The 19469-nt window shown below is 60.7% G+C and carries 15 protein-coding genes; 4 read left to right on the top strand and 11 right to left on the bottom strand.

Features of this window, described 5'->3' with window-relative positions; all coding sequences use genetic code 11:
• Positions 1–5: 5 nt before the first annotated feature.
• A complete protein-coding gene (gene ilvC, locus E1958_RS14665; protein WP_133512523.1) occupies positions 6–1028 on the bottom strand; it encodes a ketol-acid reductoisomerase in 1023 nt (340 codons plus the stop codon).
• 88 nt (positions 1029–1116) lie between these two features.
• Entirely contained in the window at positions 1117–1671 is a 555-nt protein-coding gene (locus E1958_RS14660; protein WP_243448258.1) for a Uma2 family endonuclease, read from the bottom strand.
• A 962-nt stretch (positions 1672–2633) separates the two neighbouring features.
• Here E1958_RS14660 and E1958_RS14655 point away from each other — a divergent pair.
• Positions 2634–3242, top strand: coding sequence for a fibronectin type III domain-containing protein (locus tag E1958_RS14655; protein WP_133512522.1), 609 nt, complete (start codon positions 2634–2636; stop codon positions 3240–3242).
• Positions 3243–3854: 612 nt separating this feature from the next.
• Here the strand turns inward: E1958_RS14655 and E1958_RS14650 are convergent.
• From E1958_RS14650 to E1958_RS14630, 5 genes are all read right to left on the bottom strand, one after another.
• Positions 3855–5150 carry a tetratricopeptide repeat protein gene (locus tag E1958_RS14650; RefSeq protein WP_133512521.1) on the bottom strand — a complete coding sequence of 432 codons (1296 nt, stop codon included), beginning with the start codon at positions 5148–5150 and terminating at the stop codon, positions 3855–3857.
• A 20-nt stretch (positions 5151–5170) separates the two neighbouring features.
• A complete protein-coding gene (locus E1958_RS14645) occupies positions 5171–5479 on the bottom strand; it encodes a hypothetical protein (protein ID WP_133512520.1) in 309 nt (102 codons plus the stop codon).
• Between the two features lie 276 nt (positions 5480–5755).
• Positions 5756–6412, bottom strand: coding sequence for a hypothetical protein (locus E1958_RS14640; protein WP_133512519.1), 657 nt, complete (start codon positions 6410–6412; stop codon positions 5756–5758).
• 595 nt (positions 6413–7007) lie between these two features.
• A complete protein-coding gene (gene ilvN, locus E1958_RS14635) occupies positions 7008–7499 on the bottom strand; it encodes an acetolactate synthase small subunit (protein ID WP_133512518.1) in 492 nt (163 codons plus the stop codon).
• Between the two features lie 494 nt (positions 7500–7993).
• A complete protein-coding gene (locus tag E1958_RS14630; protein WP_133512517.1) occupies positions 7994–9712 on the bottom strand; it encodes an acetolactate synthase 3 large subunit in 1719 nt (572 codons plus the stop codon).
• Between the two features lie 839 nt (positions 9713–10551).
• Between E1958_RS14630 and aspS the strand changes: the two genes are divergently transcribed.
• The gene (gene aspS / locus E1958_RS14625; RefSeq protein ID WP_133512529.1) at positions 10552–12330 is read left to right on the top strand and encodes an aspartate--tRNA ligase; all 1779 of its coding nucleotides are present in this window, start codon (positions 10552–10554) and stop codon (positions 12328–12330) included.
• A 21-nt stretch (positions 12331–12351) separates the two neighbouring features.
• On the opposite strand, the gene E1958_RS14620 is transcribed toward aspS, so the two are convergent.
• Both E1958_RS14620 and E1958_RS14615 read right to left on the bottom strand, forming a co-directional pair.
• Complete coding sequence (locus E1958_RS14620) at positions 12352–13857, bottom strand: FHA domain-containing protein (protein ID WP_133512516.1); 1506 nt, start codon at positions 13855–13857, stop codon at positions 12352–12354.
• Between the two features lie 54 nt (positions 13858–13911).
• Positions 13912–14169, bottom strand: a complete 258-nt coding sequence (locus E1958_RS14615) for a type II toxin-antitoxin system ParD family antitoxin (RefSeq protein WP_089728253.1) — start codon at positions 14167–14169, stop codon at positions 13912–13914.
• A 422-nt stretch (positions 14170–14591) separates the two neighbouring features.
• On the opposite strand from E1958_RS14615, the gene E1958_RS14605 reads away from it, so the two are divergent.
• The gene (locus E1958_RS14605) at positions 14592–14828 is read left to right on the top strand and encodes a hypothetical protein (protein ID WP_089728255.1); all 237 of its coding nucleotides are present in this window, start codon (positions 14592–14594) and stop codon (positions 14826–14828) included.
• The gene (locus E1958_RS14600; RefSeq protein WP_089728256.1) at positions 14818–15195 is read left to right on the top strand and encodes a type II toxin-antitoxin system VapC family toxin; all 378 of its coding nucleotides are present in this window, start codon (positions 14818–14820) and stop codon (positions 15193–15195) included. Before E1958_RS14605 ends, E1958_RS14600 begins: the two co-directional genes overlap by 11 nt.
• A 318-nt stretch (positions 15196–15513) precedes the next feature.
• On the opposite strand, the gene E1958_RS14595 is transcribed toward E1958_RS14600, so the two are convergent.
• Both E1958_RS14595 and E1958_RS14590 read right to left on the bottom strand, forming a co-directional pair.
• Entirely contained in the window at positions 15514–18243 is a 2730-nt protein-coding gene (locus tag E1958_RS14595; protein ID WP_133512514.1) for an extracellular catalytic domain type 1 short-chain-length polyhydroxyalkanoate depolymerase, read from the bottom strand.
• An 840-nt stretch (positions 18244–19083) separates the two neighbouring features.
• Entirely contained in the window at positions 19084–19467 is a 384-nt protein-coding gene (locus E1958_RS14590) for a type VI secretion system baseplate subunit TssE (protein ID WP_089728260.1), read from the bottom strand.
• Positions 19468–19469 lie beyond the last annotated feature (2 nt).

Genomic DNA, 19469 nt, shown 5'->3' with positions numbered 1-19469 from the left:
GGTACTCAGTTCTTGCTTTTGTCCACCAGCTGCTGCGCGCGGATCCAAGGCATCATCGCGCGCAGTTGCGCGCCCACCTGTTCGATCGGGTGTTCCTTGCTCAGACGGCGCAGGGCCTTCAGCTTGGGGGCACCGGCCTGGTTCTCCAGGATGAACTCCTTGGCGAATTCGCCGGACTGGATGTCGGCCAGGATGCGCTTCATCGCGGCCTTGGTCGCGTCGGTGATGATGCGTGGGCCACGGGTGAAGTCACCGTACTCGGCGGTATTGGAGATCGAATAGCGCATATTGGCGATGCCGCCCTCGTAGATCAGATCGACGATGAGCTTGACCTCGTGGAGGCACTCGAAGTAGGCCATCTCCGGGGCATAACCGGCCTCGACCAGGGTCTCAAAGCCGGTTTGGATCAGGGCAGTCAGGCCCCCGCAGAGCACCGCCTGCTCGCCGAACAGATCGGTCTCACACTCCTCGCGGAAGCTGGTCTCGATGACGCCCGCCCGCCCGCCGCCGTTGGCCGAGGCATAGGCCAGGGCGAGGTCTCGGGCGCGGCCACTGGCATCCTGGAAGACGGCGATCAGGCTGGGCACGCCACTGCCCTGGGTATAGGTCGAGCGCACCAAATGTCCGGGACCCTTGGGTGCGATCATGATTACATCCAGGTCCGCGCGGGGCTCGATCTGACCGAAATGGATATTGAAGCCGTGGGCGAAGGCCAGGGCGGCGCCCTGCTTGATGTTAGGAGCGATCTGCTCCCGGTAGAGCTGGGCCTGATGCTCGTCCGGGGCCAGGATCATGACCAGATCGGCGTCCTTGGCCGCATCCTCGATGGTCTTGACCTGGAGCCCCGCAGCGGTTGCCTTGGCGGCCGACGCCGAGTCGGGACGCAGCCCCACGACCACCGAGACCCCGGACTCTTTGAGGTTGTTGGCGTGGGCGTGGCCTTGGGAGCCGTAACCGATGATGGCGACCTGCTGGTCCCGGATGAGAGAGAGGTCGGCGTCTTGGTCGTAGAAGATCTTTATGGACATTGATGGTTCCTGGAACTATCGGATCGGATGGTCCGCAAATTATACCCGTCGCCCTTGGGTTGTGCGGATAAATCTCCGGAATCGGGTCTCAGGCGTAGATTGCAGCAAGGGCCAGCTCGGCGCCGACGCTTCCGAGTCGAACGCTATCTTCCGGGCCATAGACCGTCGCATCCCATCCATCGGAGCGGCGATAGACCTCCACCTTCTGCTCGTCCTGTGCCACCAGCACATATTCCTCCAGACTCGCCAGCCTGCGGTAGGCGTAAAACTTGTCGGAACGATCATCGCGCTCGGTGGAGTCGGACAGCACCTCGATGATCAGTTTGGGACGCTCGCTGTAATAGCTGTTGTCGGTAAAGGGCCGGCATTCCACATGGAGGTCCGGGTAATAAAATCGCTCTTCAAATGCCGTTTTAATGTAGACCTTTATGTTCTCCATGTAGACCCGACAGGGTTTACCGGCAAGTCCGTTACGCAACAGCAGCGCCAGGTTCAACGCAATCCTGTTGTGCGCCTTGGTGGTGCCCACCATGGCGAAGACCTCGCCATTGACATATTCGTGGCGTACCTCGGCGATCTTCTCGCCTTCCAGGTAGTCTGCGACGGAGATCCAGCTATGCTTGGCTGCTACGCCCATTGCCATGCCTCGAATCGATTTTGAGAGCGATCCTGATCGATAGGAACACCATGATAATAAACAGGATACGGCGGCGAGTCACGCTACAATTTCGTTGCCAGAGGAACGAACCCCGATATCGGAGGTCGGGGTTGGCCTGATCGGGCCTGCCCAGGATCCGGTCTGGGGCTCCTGCAGGTCGAGAGCCCCCGATAAAGGCTTGAAGAGGCCCGATGCGGCCTGATCGGGTCCGCCGAGTACCTTGTCGGGCCTGCCCAAGGATGAGAAGGCCCGATAAAGGCTTAAGCAGGCTGGAATTGATCCGGTCTGGCCTGCCCAGGGTCCGGTCAGGGGCTCCTGCGGGTCGAGAGCCCCCGATAAAGGCTTGAAGAGGCCCGATGCGGCCTGATCGGGTCCGCCGAGTACCTTGTCGGGCCTGCCCAAGGATGAGAAGGCCCGATAAAGGCTTAAGCAGGCTGGAATTGATCCGGTCTGGCCTGCCCAGGGTCCGGTCAGGGGCTCCTGCGGGTCGAGAGCCCCCGATAAAGGCTTGAGAAGGCCCGATGCGGCCTGATCGGGTCCGCCGAGTACCTTGTCTGGCCTTCCCAAGGGCGGGAAGGCCCGATAAAGGCTTAAGCAGGCTGGAATTGATCCGGTCTAGCCTATCCAGTATCAGATCAGGGGCTCCCACAGGTCGAGAGCCCCCGATAAAGGATCGAAGAGGCCAAATCAATGGCGGAGAGGGCCTTGCCGGAGAGCCGGGGGGCCTGTCGGAGATCCGGGCCGGGGCTCTCGGGGTCCGGACCGGCCTGCCACAACCTCCGCACGGGCCGCTGGGTAGGTAGCAAAGACCGCTGCAGACTTGCGCCACCCCGCCCAAGGACGAGAGAATCCCACCTCAGACATTGGCGGGCCTGCCGCCGAGCGGGTCGCGCCGGCAGGACAGGTCTTGCGTTCCCCAGCACCAAAGATCGGGAGGAATCACGAGCATGGCGACATTCCCCAAGGCCGAAGCCAGAGTTCAATCCCTGGCCCATGAGATCATGACCGGGCTCCAGGCCCACGCGGAGCTGTTTCCGAATCCGCCGGTCACCCCCGAGGCGATCGGGCAATCCCTCACGGCCTATACCAAGGCCGCGGACCTGGTCAAGGAACAGCAGGCGGCGTTCAGCCATGCCGTCGATGCCAAAAACGAGGCCCTGGAGGCCCTGACGGACACGATGAAGATGGTCCTGAGATACGCGGAAAACGTGACCCATTTCGACGATACCAGCCTCAAATACCTGGGCTGGGGCGGACGCCGCGCCGGTGCGCCCCTGGAGCCGCCCGGTCAGACCCGCTCCCTGGAAAGCCCGCGCCGGGGCGAAGGCTGGATCTTCCTGGACTGGAAAGAGCCGGATGCAGGCGGCAAGGTAGCGGCCTACAAGATCCAACGCCGCGAGGAAGGCTCGGAGCGCTGGACGGACGTGGGCACGGCGCTCGCTACGGAAGCGACCCTCTCGGATCAGCCGCAGGACAAACAGTTCGTCTTCCGGGTGGTAGCCATCAACAAGGCCGGAGAGGGCGAGCCGAGCAATGGAATATTGGCGATGCTCTGAGCCCGTAGGATGGGCAAAGCGAGCGTCCTTCGCACTCGTTTCCAGGCTCCGGCGCCTGCCTGTGCGTCCCTGCACGCAGACAGGTGGGAACCTCGTCTTGTCCGCTCCAGCGGAGGCATTGTTATCCGGTGCGGTCCAGAGGGCGTCTGCTCTGAGCGTTGCCGCCAGCTGGTCATGGAGTCTATAAGCCGTCTGAAAGACGGCGGTCCCAGCCGGCCTGGGACCGCCGACATCCTGTCGGCCCCTGGGATCGCCGACATCTTGTCGGCCCCTGGGACCGCCGACATCTTGTCGGCTCCCGGGACTACCGATATTTCGTTGACCCTTCCGGCTAGCGGGTAAAACCTGAATGCCGAGTTGCCGGTCCAACTGGTCATCAGTCAGGCTTAGTTTTCTCGTTCCCATGCGCTGCGTGGGAACCAGAGACCGGGAGCGGGGCTTTTGCGACACCCTCTTGAGAGAGAGCAGGGGTGAGGGGGAAATTCAAAAGTTATTCTCGTTCCCACGCTCCAGCGTGGGAACGTCGTCTTGTCCGCTCCAGCGGACTCAGCTCCTCGGTGCTAATCGGCGTTGGCGGTTAGCCGACCGAGGCGCTTAATCGACGCTGGAGCGTCAAGATCCCTCCTCCGTCGGGACAAGTCTGCTCCCACGCTGGAGCGTGGGAGCCAGAGGAGTCTCTGCAGGCGGCGGATGGCGGCCGTCCCTGGCCTGATCCGCCCTACGTCCCTCCAGGAGTCGATCGAGCCGCTCCAGGCGTTGCCGGAAATATTCGTCATCCTGCTCCAGGCCGGCGTCCTGATAGATCTGCCAGGCCCGCTGGATATGGCCACGGGCCGCTTCCAACCGCTCGCTATCCGATTCCCATTCCCCGAGGATTCGCAGGATAGTGCCCAGATTGTGCTGGGTCATGGCCCAATCCAGGGGCGTGCGCTCGCGGATCCGCTCCTGCAAGGCAGCACGGAAGGCGGCCAGGGCCTCGTGCAGCCGCCTGCTGTCCGACTCCCGTTCCCCGAGGATTCGCAGAGCATTGCCCAGATTGTTCTGGGTCATGGCCCACTGGAGGGGCGTGCGCTCGCGGGTCCGCTCCTGCAAGGCGGCATGATAGGCGGCCAGGGCCGCTTGCAGCCGCCCGCTGTCCGATTCCCGTTCCCCGAGGATTTGCAGGGTATTGCCCAGGTTGTGCTGGGTCCTGGCCCAATCCAGGGGCTCACGCTCATGGCTATAGGCGGCGAGCAGATCCCGGTAGATCCGGATGGCCTCTGCCAGGGCCGAGTTGTCTCCCCGCTCGTCGCCCTGGTGATAGAGTGCATGGGCCTGTCGCTTCCGATAGCCCCGCCTGGTGTCCGGTTCGGAGGCCGGTGTCTGCTCGGCGGCGACGGCGAATCGCGCCGCGGCCTCCCGATAGCGCAGTTGGATCAGCAAGAGCTCGGCCTGCTCGGCCCGGATCGCCGCGGCGGAGAGCCGCCGCCGCTCCAGGGCCGCCTGGGCCTCTTGCAGGAGCTGCCCCGCTTGCTCGATAGCGGCCGACTCCCGGGCCTCGGCCCGGTCCAACAGCTGTTCGGCCTGGTCATAATCGCCGGCCTCGATGGCGGCCCTGGCCTGATGGAGCAGATCCCGGATCGCCGGGTCCTCGGGCTCCAGGGCCGCCAGGCGTTCCAGGGCCTGCTTGTGACGCCGGGCGATCTCGAACAGGCGCTTCGGCCACTGCTCGGGCGGGACGACCTGTTGCTCCAGGATGGCGAAGAAGCCTTGGAGTGCCGCATCCGTGACCCCGAGCCGGACTTGGAGCTCGGTGAACTCGGCTTGATCGGGCACGAGACCGCGGAGTTGCTCAGGGGTATAGCCGATGGTGACGGAGACATCGCGGCCCGCGGAAACTCCGTCGAGATCGATCTGAGCTGCCCCCACGTCCGGAATGGATGTGGGGGCTAGTGTTTTGGGTCGGGGCTGCCTCCATCGGCCTGGGTGGAGAGATGGATATCGCCCGCTGCCGATGAGTCCTCGACCTCGACATTACCGCCGACCCGGTTCTGCGCGGTCAAGCTACCGCCCGCCTCGAGTCCTGTGCCCCGGACCTCGCCCGGCTTCGGTGGAGGCCCTTTCTCCCCGGTCAGGCCCAACTGTGCGCCGAAGGGCAGGTGCGCACGGATATCCACCTTGGAGTAAAGGAACACAAAGATCACCACCACGATGGCGATGATTACCGTCACTAGGACCTTTGCTTTATTGGCAGACATGGCATCCCCTGGCAGGTCTGATGGTGGGATAGGGCTGCATGGTGCCGGATGCCGGGGGGAATTGCCAGTGCCCGGCCAGGGCCACCGAATGATAATTACTGCTGATCGCCTCTTTTGGAGTGCGCCGGCAAAGCGGTGCCCCGGATCGAGTTCCGGTGACTATATTGCCAACCCAGCTGTCGGGGATCAGCGGCGCCCTGTTCCCCACGCACCGCGGTGATGGCGCTTTGGTTTTCTCGTTCCCACGCGCTGCGTGGGAATGTGGAATAGCTAATGTTATGGCCGATGCAACTGTCCTAAGACATCAATTATTTTTTTACCTAAACTGGTTTCCGAAATGCTGTTTCGATACTTATCATCTAAGAATGCATGTCCGAGAGTACACTCTATACCTTCAACGATTGGTCCAGCGCCGGATATATGATACTCATCGATACCGGTTATAGTTTTACTGAGATATTGTACTATATGCTTCTTGAATTCAGCGTCAATCTCAGAGTCGATAGCCTCTTGGAGCAAATCATTCACTTTATTTCCAATGTCGGCAAGCTCAGCATCCTCTATTACTTTCGATCCTTCTTTCACATCCAAAAGATCCATGGACATTTTGAGATAGTTGATCGTATGTTCATCGATATGGCCAATAAATGAATCCCATGAACCATTTAGGTTTTGCTGCGCAAACGCAGCATCTAATTTTTGACTCCAATGCTCATGAGATGAACCTTGATTGGGGTAGTGTTCCTGTATCTTTTCTATTATTTGATTGGGCAACTCCATTACTTTTCCAAGACGCGACATAAGGAGTGCCGGGTTGGAGTTGTTTATTCTGAGTAATTTATTCCAGGCCCCCCTACACCCCATACCGGATGGATGCTGTTTACCATTTTCCAATATATTCAGTAATCTTCCCGCCGGATTATCTGATTTCATCTTTTTCACCTCGAGGTAGGGGTCTTTGGGGCTGCTTTGGAATACAACATGAGAAATCGTCTTGGTTCAGGTTCCAACGCATCGTAAAGATATATCGTTGGGGTTCCTCCGTCGCCCTGACCGAAACGGCTGCCTGATCGATCGAATTTATGGATCGGAGGTCAACTGAACTTTCATCCTAATAGAGTATCTATGTTGCCGGCAAGTGCGGGCGATGTGCATCGCGGCGGGAGATCCATAGGCGGCAGGTATACTGCCACACGGCGCGATCTGAGCTTTTGAATTTCCCCCTCACCCCGGCCCCCTCGCTACGCTCGGGGCAGGCTCTCTCCCGGCGGGAGGGTGTCGTAAAAGGTGAGGCCCGAAGCCGTCTGAAAGACGGCGGTCCCAGCTGGCCTGGGACCGCCGACATCTTGTCGGCCCCTGGGATAATGCCGAGTTGCCGGTCCAACTGGTCATCAGTCAGGCTGAGTGTTCTCGTTCCCAGGCGCTGCGTGGGAACCAGAGACCGGGAGCGGGGCTGTTGCGACACCCTCGGAGGGAGAGGGAGCGAAATACGCAGATTGTGCCGTGTGGCGGTATAGCTACCGGGCACTCAAAGTGTCAGCCCCTGGGCGCCGCGGGAGATGCCGGAGGGTCCGGTCCGGACGACCTCGATGATGAGCCCTTGGGGCACGGCATCGATAAAGGCGTCCAGCTTCTCCGCGGCGCCGGTGAGCTCGACCACGAAGCTGATGTCGGTGACGTCGATGATCTTGGCGCGGAAGATGTCCACCAGGCGTTTGATCTCCTCGCGGTCCGCCCGCTCAGCGCGGACCTTGACCATCAGCAGCTCACGCTCGATATGGGGGCCCTCGGAGAGGTCGAGCAGCTTGATGGTATCGATGAGCTTGTTGAGCTGCTTCTTGATCTGCTCGATGATGTCCTCGTCACCGGCCGTGACCAGGGTCATGCGCGATAAGGAAGGATCGTCCGTGGGCGCCACCGTGAGGGACTCGATGTTGTAACCGCGGGCGGAGAACAGACCCGCGACGCGGGACAGGGCACCGGCCTCGTTCTCCAGCAGGACGGAAATGATGTGTCTCATGGGAAAGGATCTCCTATCAGGGTGTGTTGACATTTAACCCTGACCGCCTGTTTTCACATGTTGAATGTCCGCGGCACCTAAGCGGTCCGCGCAGCGGACCCTACTATCCAGCTGATTCTCTCGTTCCCACGCGCTGCGTGGGAACGCGGAAGCTCCGCGCCGCGGAGTGTCTCGGAGCGGACCTGTGGGATGTTGCGGCCATCTAGCCTGTGAAAACCATTGGTTAGTGCAGATAACAACCGGCAAGAGAACCACGGATGAACACGGATCGACACGGATTGATCTCCATCCGTGTTGATCCGTGTCTATCCGTGGTTCGAGATAGTGAGGATTAGATCGTTTGTTAATTGAGAACACCCCCTAGTACCTAGTTTCTATCGATTCTGCTAGTTTTGGCGCCGGAGCGTGAAAGCCAGGCGTGTGAGCAAGCAGATATCATGAACTTGCAATATCGGTCAAAACTAGGTACTAGCAATATCGATCGAAACTAGGTACTAGGCCAGCTCCCGTTCCGGCGACAGGTGCATCTCGTGGTGCCCCTTGCCCGCCGCGATCATCGGATAGACGTTTTCCGTGGGGTCCACCACCACGTCGAGGAATACGAGGCGATCCTGCATGCCGAAGGCCGCTTCCATGGCGCCTTCCAGGTCGCCGGGCCGCTCCACCCGCATCCCGATGTGCCCGAAGCTCTCGGCAAGCTGCACGAAGTCCGGGAGGGCATCCACATAGGAGTGGGAATAGCGGCTCTCATAGAAGAATTCCTGCCACTGACGGACCATGCCCATGTAGCCGTTGTTGAGCATGATCACCTTGAGCGGCAGCCCGTATTGCCGGCAGGTCGCCAGTTCCTGGATGCACATGAGGATGCTCGCCTCGCCGGAGACGCAGGCCACCTGGGCCTCGGGGAAGGCCAGCTGCACCCCCATGGCTGCGGGCAGGCCGAAGCCCATGGTCCCCAGGCCCCCGGAGTTGATCCACCGGCGCGGCCGGTCGAAGGGGTAGAACTGGGCGGCAAACATCTGGTGTTGGCCGACGTCCGAGGTCAGATAGAGCTCGCCCTTGGTGACCTGGTAGAGGGTCTCTACCGCGAACTGGGGCTTGATCTTGGCGCTGGCGCGATCGTAGCTCAGACACTTGATATCCCGCCATTGCTCGATCTGCGCCCACCAGTCGGCCAGCGTTTCGCGATTGGGGTCATACCCGGCTTCCTTGAGCAGGCGCAGCATGTCCTCGAGCACGCTCGCGACGGGCCCGACGATGGGGATATCCACCCGCACATTCTTGGAGATGGACGAGGGGTCCACGTCCACGTGAATGATTTCGGCGTGGGGACAGAAGAGCTCGATCTTGCCGGTGACCCGGTCGTCGAAGCGGGCCCCGATGGCGATCAGGCAGTCGGTCTCGTGCATCGCCATATTGGCCTCGTAGGTGCCGTGCATGCCCAGCATGCCGATGAACCGGCGCTCGGTCATCGGATAGGCGCCCAGCCCCATGAGGGTGCTGGTGATCGGGAACCCGGTGGCACGGACCAATTCCCCGAGCAGGTGCGAGGCATCGTCCAGGATCACCCCACCGCCGGTATAGATGACGGGTCGTTGCGCCGCGAGCATGGCCGCGACGGCCTGTTTGATTTGACCGGGGTGCCCTTTGCTCGCGGGGCGATAGGAACGCAGGCTGATTTCCCGCGGATACGCATAGGGGATCTTGACGTTGGGATCGGTCGTATCCTTCGGGATATCGACCAGCACCGGTCCAGGTCGGCCCGAGGTGGCGATATAGAAGGCCTTGCGAATGGTCTCCGCCAGCTTGCGCACGTCTTGGACCAGGAAGTTGTGCTTGACGCAGGGGCGGGTGATGCCGACCGTGTCCACTTCTTGAAATGCATCGCTGCCGATCACGGGTGTGGGTACCTGCCCGCTCAGGATGACCATGGGGATGGAGTCCATGTAGGCGGTGGCGATCCCGGTAACCGCGTTGGTGGCACCGGGACCCGAGGTGACCAGGCACACGCCGCACTTGCCGGTGGCGCGCGCATAGCCGTCGGCCGCGTGGGCTGCCCCCTGCTCGTGCCGGACCAGGATATGCTTGACCCGGTCCTGCTTGAAGACGGCATCGTAGATGTGCAGAACCGCGCCCCCGGGATACCCGAAGACGTACTCGACGCCTTCGTCGATCAAGGCCTGAACGACGATCTCGGCACCACTCAATTCCACCTCAGTGACCCTCCCTCCACCCCGGACCCACGGCCGACCCGCGGGTAAGTAAGGATGATTCAACAAACTAGCTAAGCTACATGAGCCGAAGCTGCGCGGTCAAGGTATGGTCCTGCCCGGTAGTGGCTCAGTTCGCGAAAAAACGGAAATTGCGAAAAAACGCCAGGACGCAAGGACGCCAAGCCGCAAAGGAAGAACAAAGAAACTTTGCGTCTTGGCGCCATTGTGTCCTGGCGTTAAATGGGCCGGAAAGTGAGCGGCCAAGCATAAAATTTTCGGTAGTGCTCAATATGTAGTGATCCTGTTCTGAATGCTCATTGCAAAGTTCCAATCGGACAGGATTAACAAGATTTTCAGGATTAACAGGATTCTTTAAAGGGCACCTTGAAAAATCAGGTGTTTTCATCAATCGAGCGATTCTAAACCATTGATTATTCAAACGTACCATTGGCGAAAATCGTATTTTTCAAAGTGCCCTTAAGACGAAGAAAAATCCTGTCAATCCTGCAAATCCTGTGAATCCTGTACCATTGGATAACAGCACAGAGCTTGAAGCATTGCCAGACGTCCTCTCAGACAGCACCAAATAACGCCGGACAGCGCTGTTTGGGGAACCGGACTTGACTGGAAGTCCAAAAATGCGGTTCGCGCCTCCTCGTGATGCCATCCTGTAAGACCTACCGCGCTCACCGCATCCTACGTCCATCCTAATTGCTTCCAGCTATCGGCTTGTGCCGGACCGGGCCTTTTTAGTATTTTGCCTATCTTTTCGCGGCCGCTTCGGATCGCGGCCGCTTCGGATCGTGCTGGGACAAAGAGTGAGGATAGGACGGATGAATATGCGCAATCATTATTGCGGGGATCTGAACAGGCGTCACATCGGCGAGGAGATCAGGCTCTGCGGTTGGGTGCACCGCCGGCGTGACCACGGGGGGGTGATCTTCGTCGATCTGCGCGATCGGGAGGGCCTGGTCCAGGTGGTCTTCGATCCCGACCGGCCGGAGATGTTCAGGCTCGCCGAGCAGCTACGCAGCGAGTATGTGCTGCACGTCCATGGTCGGGTCAGGCCGCGCCCGGAAGGGACGGAGAACCGAGAGATGGCTACCGGCGAGGTGGAGGTATTGGCCCTGGCGCTGGAGGTGCTGAATGCTTCCGATACCCCGCCCATCCAGCTCGACGAGTACGCCCAAGACGTATCCGAGGAGTTGCGTCTGCGCTACCGCTACCTCGATCTGCGCCGGCCGGAGATGCAGGGGCGTTTGCGCACCCGGGCGCGTGTAACCGGCACCTTGCGCCGCTTTCTCGACGGCCACGGCTTTTTGGATCTGGAAACCCCGATCCTCACCAAATCCACGCCCGAAGGCGCCCGCGACTATCTGGTCCCCAGCCGGACTCACCCCGGCCGCTTCTTCGCCTTGCCGCAGTCGCCGCAGCTCTTCAAGCAGTTGTTGATGATGTCCGGCCTGGACCGCTACTACCAGATCGCCCGCTGCTTTCGGGACGAGGACCTGCGCGCGGACCGCCAGCCCGAGTTTACCCAGCTCGATATCGAGGTCTCCTTTATGACCGAAGACAGTGTCATGGGACTCATGGAGACCATGATTCGGGAGCTGTTCGGTACGGTCCTGGCTACGGAGCTGCCCGCTCCCTTCCCACGCATTACTTACGCCGAGGCTATGCGCCGCTACGGCTCCGACCGACCGGACCTGCGGGTGCCGCTGGAGCTGGTGGACGTGGCCGACCTGATGCAGGGGGTCGATTTCAAGGTCTTCGCTGGACCCGCCAGGGACCCGGCAGGCAGGGTGGTGGCCCTGCGCTTGCCGCGGGGTGGCGAGCTCAGCCGCAAGGAAATCGATGCCTATACCGAATACGTCGGCATCTACGGCGCCAAGGGTCTGGCCTACATCAAGGTCAACCAATGGGCCGCCAAGGGCCGCGCGGGACTGCAATCGCCCATCCTCAAGTTTCTGCCGGACGCGGCGGTCGAGGGCATCATGGCCCGCACCGGGGCCGAGGACGGGGATCTGATCTTCTTCGGTGCCGACACGGCCAAGATAGTCAACGAGTCCCTCGGTGCCCTGCGGGTCAAGCTGGGCCGGGATCGGGGTTTGGGTGGAGGGGACTGGCGTCCGCTGTGGGTGGTGGATTTCCCCATGTTCGAGCGTGACGGGCCCACCGGACGTTGGATGGCCCTGCATCACCCCTTTACTGCCCCGCAAGAGGATCAGATCGGGCTGCTTGCGAGCGATCCGGGGGCCTGCCAGTCCCGGGCCTACGACCTGGTCATCAACGGCACCGAGATCGGCGGCGGCTCCATCCGTATCCATCGCGAGGCGGTGCAACGGCAGGTCTTCGAGCTGCTCGGTATCAGCGATGAAGCGGCGGACGAGCGCTTCGGATTCCTGCTCCAGGCCCTCAGGTTCGGGTGTCCGCCCCACGGAGGCATCGCCTTCGGCCTAGATCGGCTCGTGATGCTGATGACGGGAGCCGGATCGATCCGTGATGTCATCGCCTTTCCCAAGACCCAGACGGCGGCCTGTCCGCTCACCTCCGCCCCTACCCCGGTGGACCCGGCCCAGCTCAACGAGCTGGCGCTGCGGGTCCGCGCCCAGCCCTGATTTTCGGCCCCGCACTTGCGCTTAGGGACTCGCCAAGGGGTTGTCGAACTCGAAGCCGAACAGACGCGGATGCTCGCAGATGACGGCCGCGGAGAAGATATAGAAGACGTAGTCGTAGGTCTCGTTCGGGATCTTATGGTGGCGCAGCAGCTTCCAGAAATTGCGCTCCCGGGGATTCTCCGGCATTTTGCGCAGGCGCTTGATAATGTTGCCTTCGCCCCAGTTGTAGGAGGCCATCACCAACAGACCCGAGGCCTGGGCGTCGGTACGGTAGATAGTTTTCAGGTATTTTGCCGCGGCATAGGAGGCCTTTCTGAAATCGTGGCGCTCGTCGGCCGGGTCGTATCGGCGCGTATGTTTCAGCGGGCCCATCTTGAGACCGAACTTCTCGCCCGTGGGGGGAATGAACTGCCACATACCTTTAGCAGGGCCATAGAGACGGAGTATCCGGCTACTCATCGGACCGACCGCGCGTGGTTGGAAGTTCGTTTCCTGCAGGGCGACATATATGAACTGAGGCGGCAACCCCTGGCCTGCGAGGGCAGCCCGGATAGTCGGGGCGTAGTTGTTTTCCCGCAGGCGCCGGATGGCGTTCTCCAGGCGGCTGGACGACTGCCACTTTTTGATATATTCCTTGACCTTGGCGATAAATTCTTGCGGCACCGCTACCTCGGTTTCGCCGAAGATCTTCGCCAGACGCAGGATCAGGAGCTCCTCTGAGTCCGGGGGGATCAAGCGGCTGGTCTGAAGCTCGTGCGCGTAGGCATCATACTTCTCGCGCATCCTTGCGAGCTTGCGTTTGGACGCTGCGATCTCTGCGCGGAGCCTTGCGCTTCGTATATCCTCTCGATCGCGTTCCAGATTGGACTCGAGATTGGCCACATGCAGCTCGAGCTCCTTCATGTCGTAGAAGATGTCGTTGGCGAGACCGGCCATCTTCTGTAGCTGTAGATACTGGAAGAGGGCCACGCCGGACACGGCGGTCAGCATCAGGACCACGACGAAGATGAGGGCGAGATAGGTCCGCGATTGGCGTCGCTTGACGTCCTTGAAGGCCCTGCGGATCAGCATCGTGTGCTCCCCCGCCGGCAGCTCGGATGCGGCATCCAGATAGTGCCGGGATACGTCCTCCAAGGACCGGGGGGGCTCTTCCGGGACCGGAGTAGGCGGTGGTGCCGTAACTCGGATCCGCGGTCCTTCCCGGCCGAGTTCCAGGGTGACGGTACCGACGATCGGTAGCCGATCGATGGGGCGTCCGTTGACCAGGGTCCCGTTGCTACTCTCAAGATCACGCGCCCACCAAGATCCGTCTTGTGGGAAGAGCTCCACATGGTGCCGGCTGACCCCTGGGGCGAGGAGGCGGATGGCACAGTCCTCCCCCCGTCCGATGGTGAAGGCGTGTGTGTACCTCCCGTAACTCAGCCGATCGTCGAGCCCCGGATACCGGATCTCGAGGCTGGGGGCATCACTCCGGGAGTGGGTGCCTTGAGAGACGATGCGGGTCCTGTCGTCATCACCGATAGACATGGCTTAAGCCGGTACGGCAGTACCGAAATATCGATGACATCTTTTCGGGATAGACTATAGGCGGCCATCAGCGCTCAGCCGGGCCTCGACTTCCTGCATAATGTCAGTGACCGACTTGTTGCTTACGCCGCTGCTCAATCCTTCCTGTATGGCCTGTTTCAATGCCGGGAACTTGGCGTTTTCCTCCTGATCACGGCGTACCAGGTCGCGGATATACTCGCTATCGTTCGTGTACTCACCGGCGGCAATCTGCGTCTTGATCCACTGGTCCTGTGTGTCCGTCAGGGTAATCGTCTTGCTGATGGTTCCCATGCACCGGCCTCCACGATGGGCGAAAGATCATACTATTGGTACATTTTAGCATTGAGAGTGGGTCGAGGGCGTGATCGCTACTTGGAAAACGGGGGAAGCCGGATCGGGTTGGGTCCATCTCAGCATAGAAGAGCACCGGCTTGGGGACGTGCATCCCTTTCACTCCGGAATCACCGCATCCTGCCCCTGTCCCTCTCCTACGACCACCGAGTGGTCGACAGCGCGGAGGTCGTGTGCTTCACTGACCTGTTGCGGGAAGATATTCGGAGCCTGTTGCTATAACTCGATTATATAGGTAAGTTGTTTGTAAGCGTTGGGCACGGATATGGAGCACGAAAAGCTTGGCGTAGAGTCCTGCCGGGTACTCAGACTGAATCCGAGCCGGCATTTTTCGCGCTTTTAAAATTGTCTGAGAGGTGATTATGAAAGCATCCATAGTCGATTTAAAGCACAAAGCCGATGACATTTTGAAAGCGCTCGAGAGAAATGAAAGCGTTATGGTATTGTATCACGGAAAGGTCAAAGGAATAATTGAACCGGCTAAAGAAAAATCAGAATTGAAGGTTGAAGATCACCCCTTCTTCGGTATGTATAAAGAAACTGAAGAGAGTGTATTGGAAGAATTAGAAAACTTAAGAAAGCATCGATATGATTTATGACACGGATATTTTGATTTGGGTTCAGCGGGGAAATGAAAAGGCGGCGAAGCTAATTGAAAAGGATGAAGAAAAGCACCTATCAATCCAAAGCTATATGGAGTTGCTGCAAGGAGCGAAAAACAAAACGCATCATAAATATATAAAGGATTTTGTTTATGATTTCGAATTTTCCATTTTACCGCTCACAGAAAATGTCGGGCATAGGGCACTGATATATGTTGAAGAATATGCACTCTCATCGAATATGCGAGCGGGGGATGCCATCATTGCGGCAACGGCAGTTGAGAACAACATGATACTAGTTTCCGGCAATGTGAAGCACTTCAAGGTAGTCAAGGAGCTGCAGCTCAAGGCATTCAAGCCATGATGCACATAGCAATAAGCTACAGGACACAATATCCTCTATATCCTGAAGGGAATTCGGTATCTATTTGAATCCGCAGATTGCGCAGATTGCGCAGATTGCGCAGGTTAAGAATGAAATAATCTGTGAGAATCGGCGTAATCTGTGGATAAAATAGACTCATCCGGTGGCAACGAGGCTACGGTTTCTGGCCGTGGGACAAGAAGCGAACCGCATTGAAGAAAAACTACGAATCACACGAATCGGATTCGTGTAGATTCGCGCGATTCGTAGTCAATCCAAACTGCCCGCGCCCCAGGGTCCGACTGCGGGAGACGGACACTAACACACAGACGAGACCGATTTTATCCGGATCCGATCGACCCAGGCCTTGGCCGACACTTCACTGCAGACATTTGAGCTTGCGGCCACCTCGAAGGTCAGGGTCACCGTTCGCTCCGCGAACCGGGACAGATCGATATCCGATCGTTGCAGCCATTCCACCTCGACGTGTTCCATGCCGACGGCGGAGGCCTCGTCCACCGGCGTGCCGTCCACCAGGACGCTGAAGCTGGCGCTGGTGTAGTCGTTTACCGCCGCGTCGAGATTGAGCCTGCGCACGTAGCTCAGCTCCGGGCTGGGACCCAGCACGATCTTGCGCGACGCGGATCGAACCTGCTTACCTGTTTCACATGTACGCCCGGAGGATACCTGCCCGAAGAGCCTGGGTCCCCCCGAGTCGTCGGTAAGCAACTCCCACCCCTCGCCTTCCCAGTCGGAATCGGCCGTCGCTTGCGCCGCTTCTTTTGTTGATCCCGCGGAATCCGGGCCCGTGGCGGAGCCCCTAAGCCTGCCCGCCGCTTCGAGGGAGGTCCCGATGATCCCCGGTATGTCGATCCCGAACGGCATATCGCCGGCCCGAGATTCCCCGGCAGCGGGCGCTGCATCCTGGATCAGACCGGCCGCTGCCAGGGATTTGCGGACGATCCCGTGCACATTGATGCCTAGGGGGATCCCCAGAGGCACGTCCCCGCCGCCGGTAGGCCCGGACGCGCGATCACTGGGCTCCGGACCGGTCTCTTCCCTTTCCGGCCCCGACGGCTCGACCAGAATGCCAGGGGGGACGCCGCGGGCGACCGACTCGGAACCGGCATCGGTCCCACCCGATTCCGGTCGCCGTGCAGCGGACCCAGCCGTTTGGTCGCTCGCGTGGCCCCCCCGCGCATAGATCCCCTCCGGTTGCCCATGGTCCGGGCGGTCGCCGCCTGAGTCCCGCGACAGGTAGTCCCGCGACAGGTCGATCACCGTGGGGCGCGCCCGGTCGGCAGTGGCCGTCGCGGCCGCTACCGATGCATCCGATTCCCGTTCCAGCAGGCCCCAAAAGCCGGCGATGTGGAAGGCGGAAGAGATGCCCACGTCGTTGAAAAAGGGCGCCGCGGTGCCGCATTGGTCGGGTCGGTCTCCGGTGCTCAGGGGGGCGCCGTGGGACATGCCGCCGATGGTGTAGGATTCGACTAGGGGCTCACCGTCCGCCCCTTGCCACACCCGGCAGAGGTGGCCATCCACGGTCCGCTCCACGGGGGGACTAGCCGCCACCCCATGCACGTCCGTCCACTGCTTGACGAGTTCATCGGCATTCAAGGGCTTGACCGCGGAGTCGGCGTCCCCGTGCCAGACCGATACCTTGGGCCAGGGTCCCCGATGGGGAGAGGCACCCCGCACCAGATTGCCCCATTCACGCGGGGTGCGGCTGCGACCCTGGAAGATGCTCTCGAAGGCCTCCTGCATATTGTCTGCCGTGCGATAGGGCACCCCCGCCAGGACCGCCCCTCCTGCGAATAGGTCCGGATAGGTCGCCAGCATCACGGAGGTCATCGCACCTCCCGATGACAGTCCCGTCACATAGACCTGCCGCCGGTCGAGCCCGTGGTCCTCGAGTATGCGGTCGATCATTTGTTTGATGGACAGGGCCTCGCCCTCGTCCCTGCGGGTATCCGCGGGGCGGAACCAGTTGAAGCAGCGCAGCGGATTGTTGGTCCAGTGCTGTTCGGGCAGCAGGAGCGCGAAACCATGGCGATCGGCGAGCGTCGACCAGCCGGTGCCCTTGTCGAACGAGACCCCGGACTGGGTGCAACCATGCAACAGGACGACTAAGGGCGCCGCCGCCGGGAGCCGGTCGGGGACATAGGTGAGCATCCGCAGCTGCCCCGGGTTCGACCCGAAGTCCCGCACCTCCACGAGCTTGCTGGCGCGCGTATCGACCTGGTCCGACCAGGCCTGGACGCTTGCCAGGGCCGCCAGCAGCTGTTCCCAACGACCACGAAAACGGGTCTGGCGAACGAGGTCGGCGAGCTTTGAAATGCGCGCCATTTTGGGTCCTAGATTGATCATGGGGGGCCTCGCTTGATCTGGAAGGCTGGTGAGCTTACCGATCTCTACCAGCTTGGCGGCCGGTAAGAACAGCGTGTGATAAAGACCGGGATCGGGGTTACCGTCCCGCTCCGGATCGAGCCATACCGGGGGGCGCTCTCCCCCCGCCGGCTCGTAACCTTGGGTGATGATGTTACGTTGTCCCTCGGACCAGGCGCCCAGCTGCACCGCACTCACCGGATAGCTGCGGCTGACCCAGATTCCGAACAGCTCCCGTGCCAAGCCCTGCCTGGTCTCGGGCATCGTGGCAAGCTCCAACAAGCGGGCCAGGATCTCCCCGAAGGTCCGGTGGCCGGAGAGCAGCGGCAGTGTGGGTGGGGGGCTTGCGTGCCTCGACAGGGGTCGCGGACCCAGGGTGATGCGAGGTGCCGCCGGGTCCGCCGTGCGTGCGGTCGGGCGCAGCCGTTCGTAACAGCGGATGGCCTCGACCGTATAGGACTGCTGCGGAGCGGCCATGGACCCGAGCAAGAGCTTGGCGGCATAGTGGGGGGTCGCCGGTGGTGAGCCACGCCCCCGGGGACCTGGTGCGACCAGACCGTCCGCTACCAGCATGGTCACGCGAAAACGCAGATCGCGACGGGACTCGCCGAGGATATCGGCCAGTCGTTCGCCGAATTCATACCGCTTCAACCCGGTCGCCATGGCACAAAAGCTACCATGGTCCCGAGGCGCGCGCAAGAATAATTTAGTAAGTGACGGCTAATAATTTACGGGCCGGGACGAGGGTGTCCGGGTCCTTTTGACATTCAGCAATCCTGAATTATTTGGCGCTGTTTGGGGGACCGGACGTGTTGCGTTCGACGCACCAAGGCTCGCTGATTGTCTGCCAGGTCAGTGCCGGCGTCTTAACGCAACCGACACCTAGCGCGAGGTCCGCGCGGGCAGGCCGTGCGGGGGGGTAATGTGGGTGTAGGTTGCGTTAGCCGCGCGCGCAAACGTCTGGGAGGGCACGGCGGGGAACGCGGCGTAACGCAACACGATGCCTTCTCGGGTCGCACCAAATGAAGTTACGAATCACGCGAATCCACGCGAAAATTGATTCGCGCCGATTCGCGGGATTCGTAGTTATACCCGTTGCCCGTGAATAGCTTGGTAAGCGAGGTGGGTCGATGGTGCCCGAGCGCAAGGCGCGACGAGGAGGAATAGCCAGTCCTATTGCGACGGTGAAGCCGATAGGCTTCACGGGCATACAGGGATGTATGCCCTGCTCCGAAAGGCGGAGCAGGATCGCGCAGCCTTTCGGCGCAACGCGGCTATCGGGTGCGAGCGGCGTGCATCGCGGCGAGCTATTCACGTGCAACGGGTATAGAGCAAAACTTAAGTGTAGGCACGCCCAGCAGTCACAGATGCGGTTCGCGGTCTGCCGGGCGCGTCCCGCGCCCGGCGGCTCACCACATCCTACCCCGCGGGACCACCCGATGTCGGGTGACGGCGTGCCCGTCGCTTGGCCCACACAGCTACGACGGGCGCGCCTTACCCGACCTATGCGGGCTGACCCACAACAGCAAGGATTTTGAGCGGTTTGGGGGAATAATCAGAATCGAAGGGATCGATTCTTGACGGCAAATGTTTCGAACGTTTTTCCAATTCGCCGACTTCCAGGCCGGAGACGTTCTTGCCCGCCAAATCCGGCAGGCCATAGTTGAGCACCGAATTGACCACCTGGGGGTAGGGAGACAGGTCCTGCACCGAGGCCAGATCGACGGCAGTGAGCAGCCACTGGAGATCGCGAATGACGGAGCTGCGCAGTTGGCGGGGGGAGAGCACGCGCTTCTCCTGCGATTCCTTGTCTTCGCGCGGCTCGTCGTCCATGAGCCGGTCCAGCAGCGAAGGCTGGAGCCGTTCCTTTGGGATGAGTTCGGTCATAG

The organism is Candidatus Thiosymbion oneisti (assembly GCF_004359955.1).
Classification (GTDB): Bacteria; Pseudomonadota; Gammaproteobacteria; order Chromatiales; family Chromatiaceae; genus Thiosymbion; species Thiosymbion oneisti.
The sequence above is the reverse complement of the archived record's forward strand: the minus strand, read 5'-3'. Positions and strand labels throughout refer to the sequence as shown.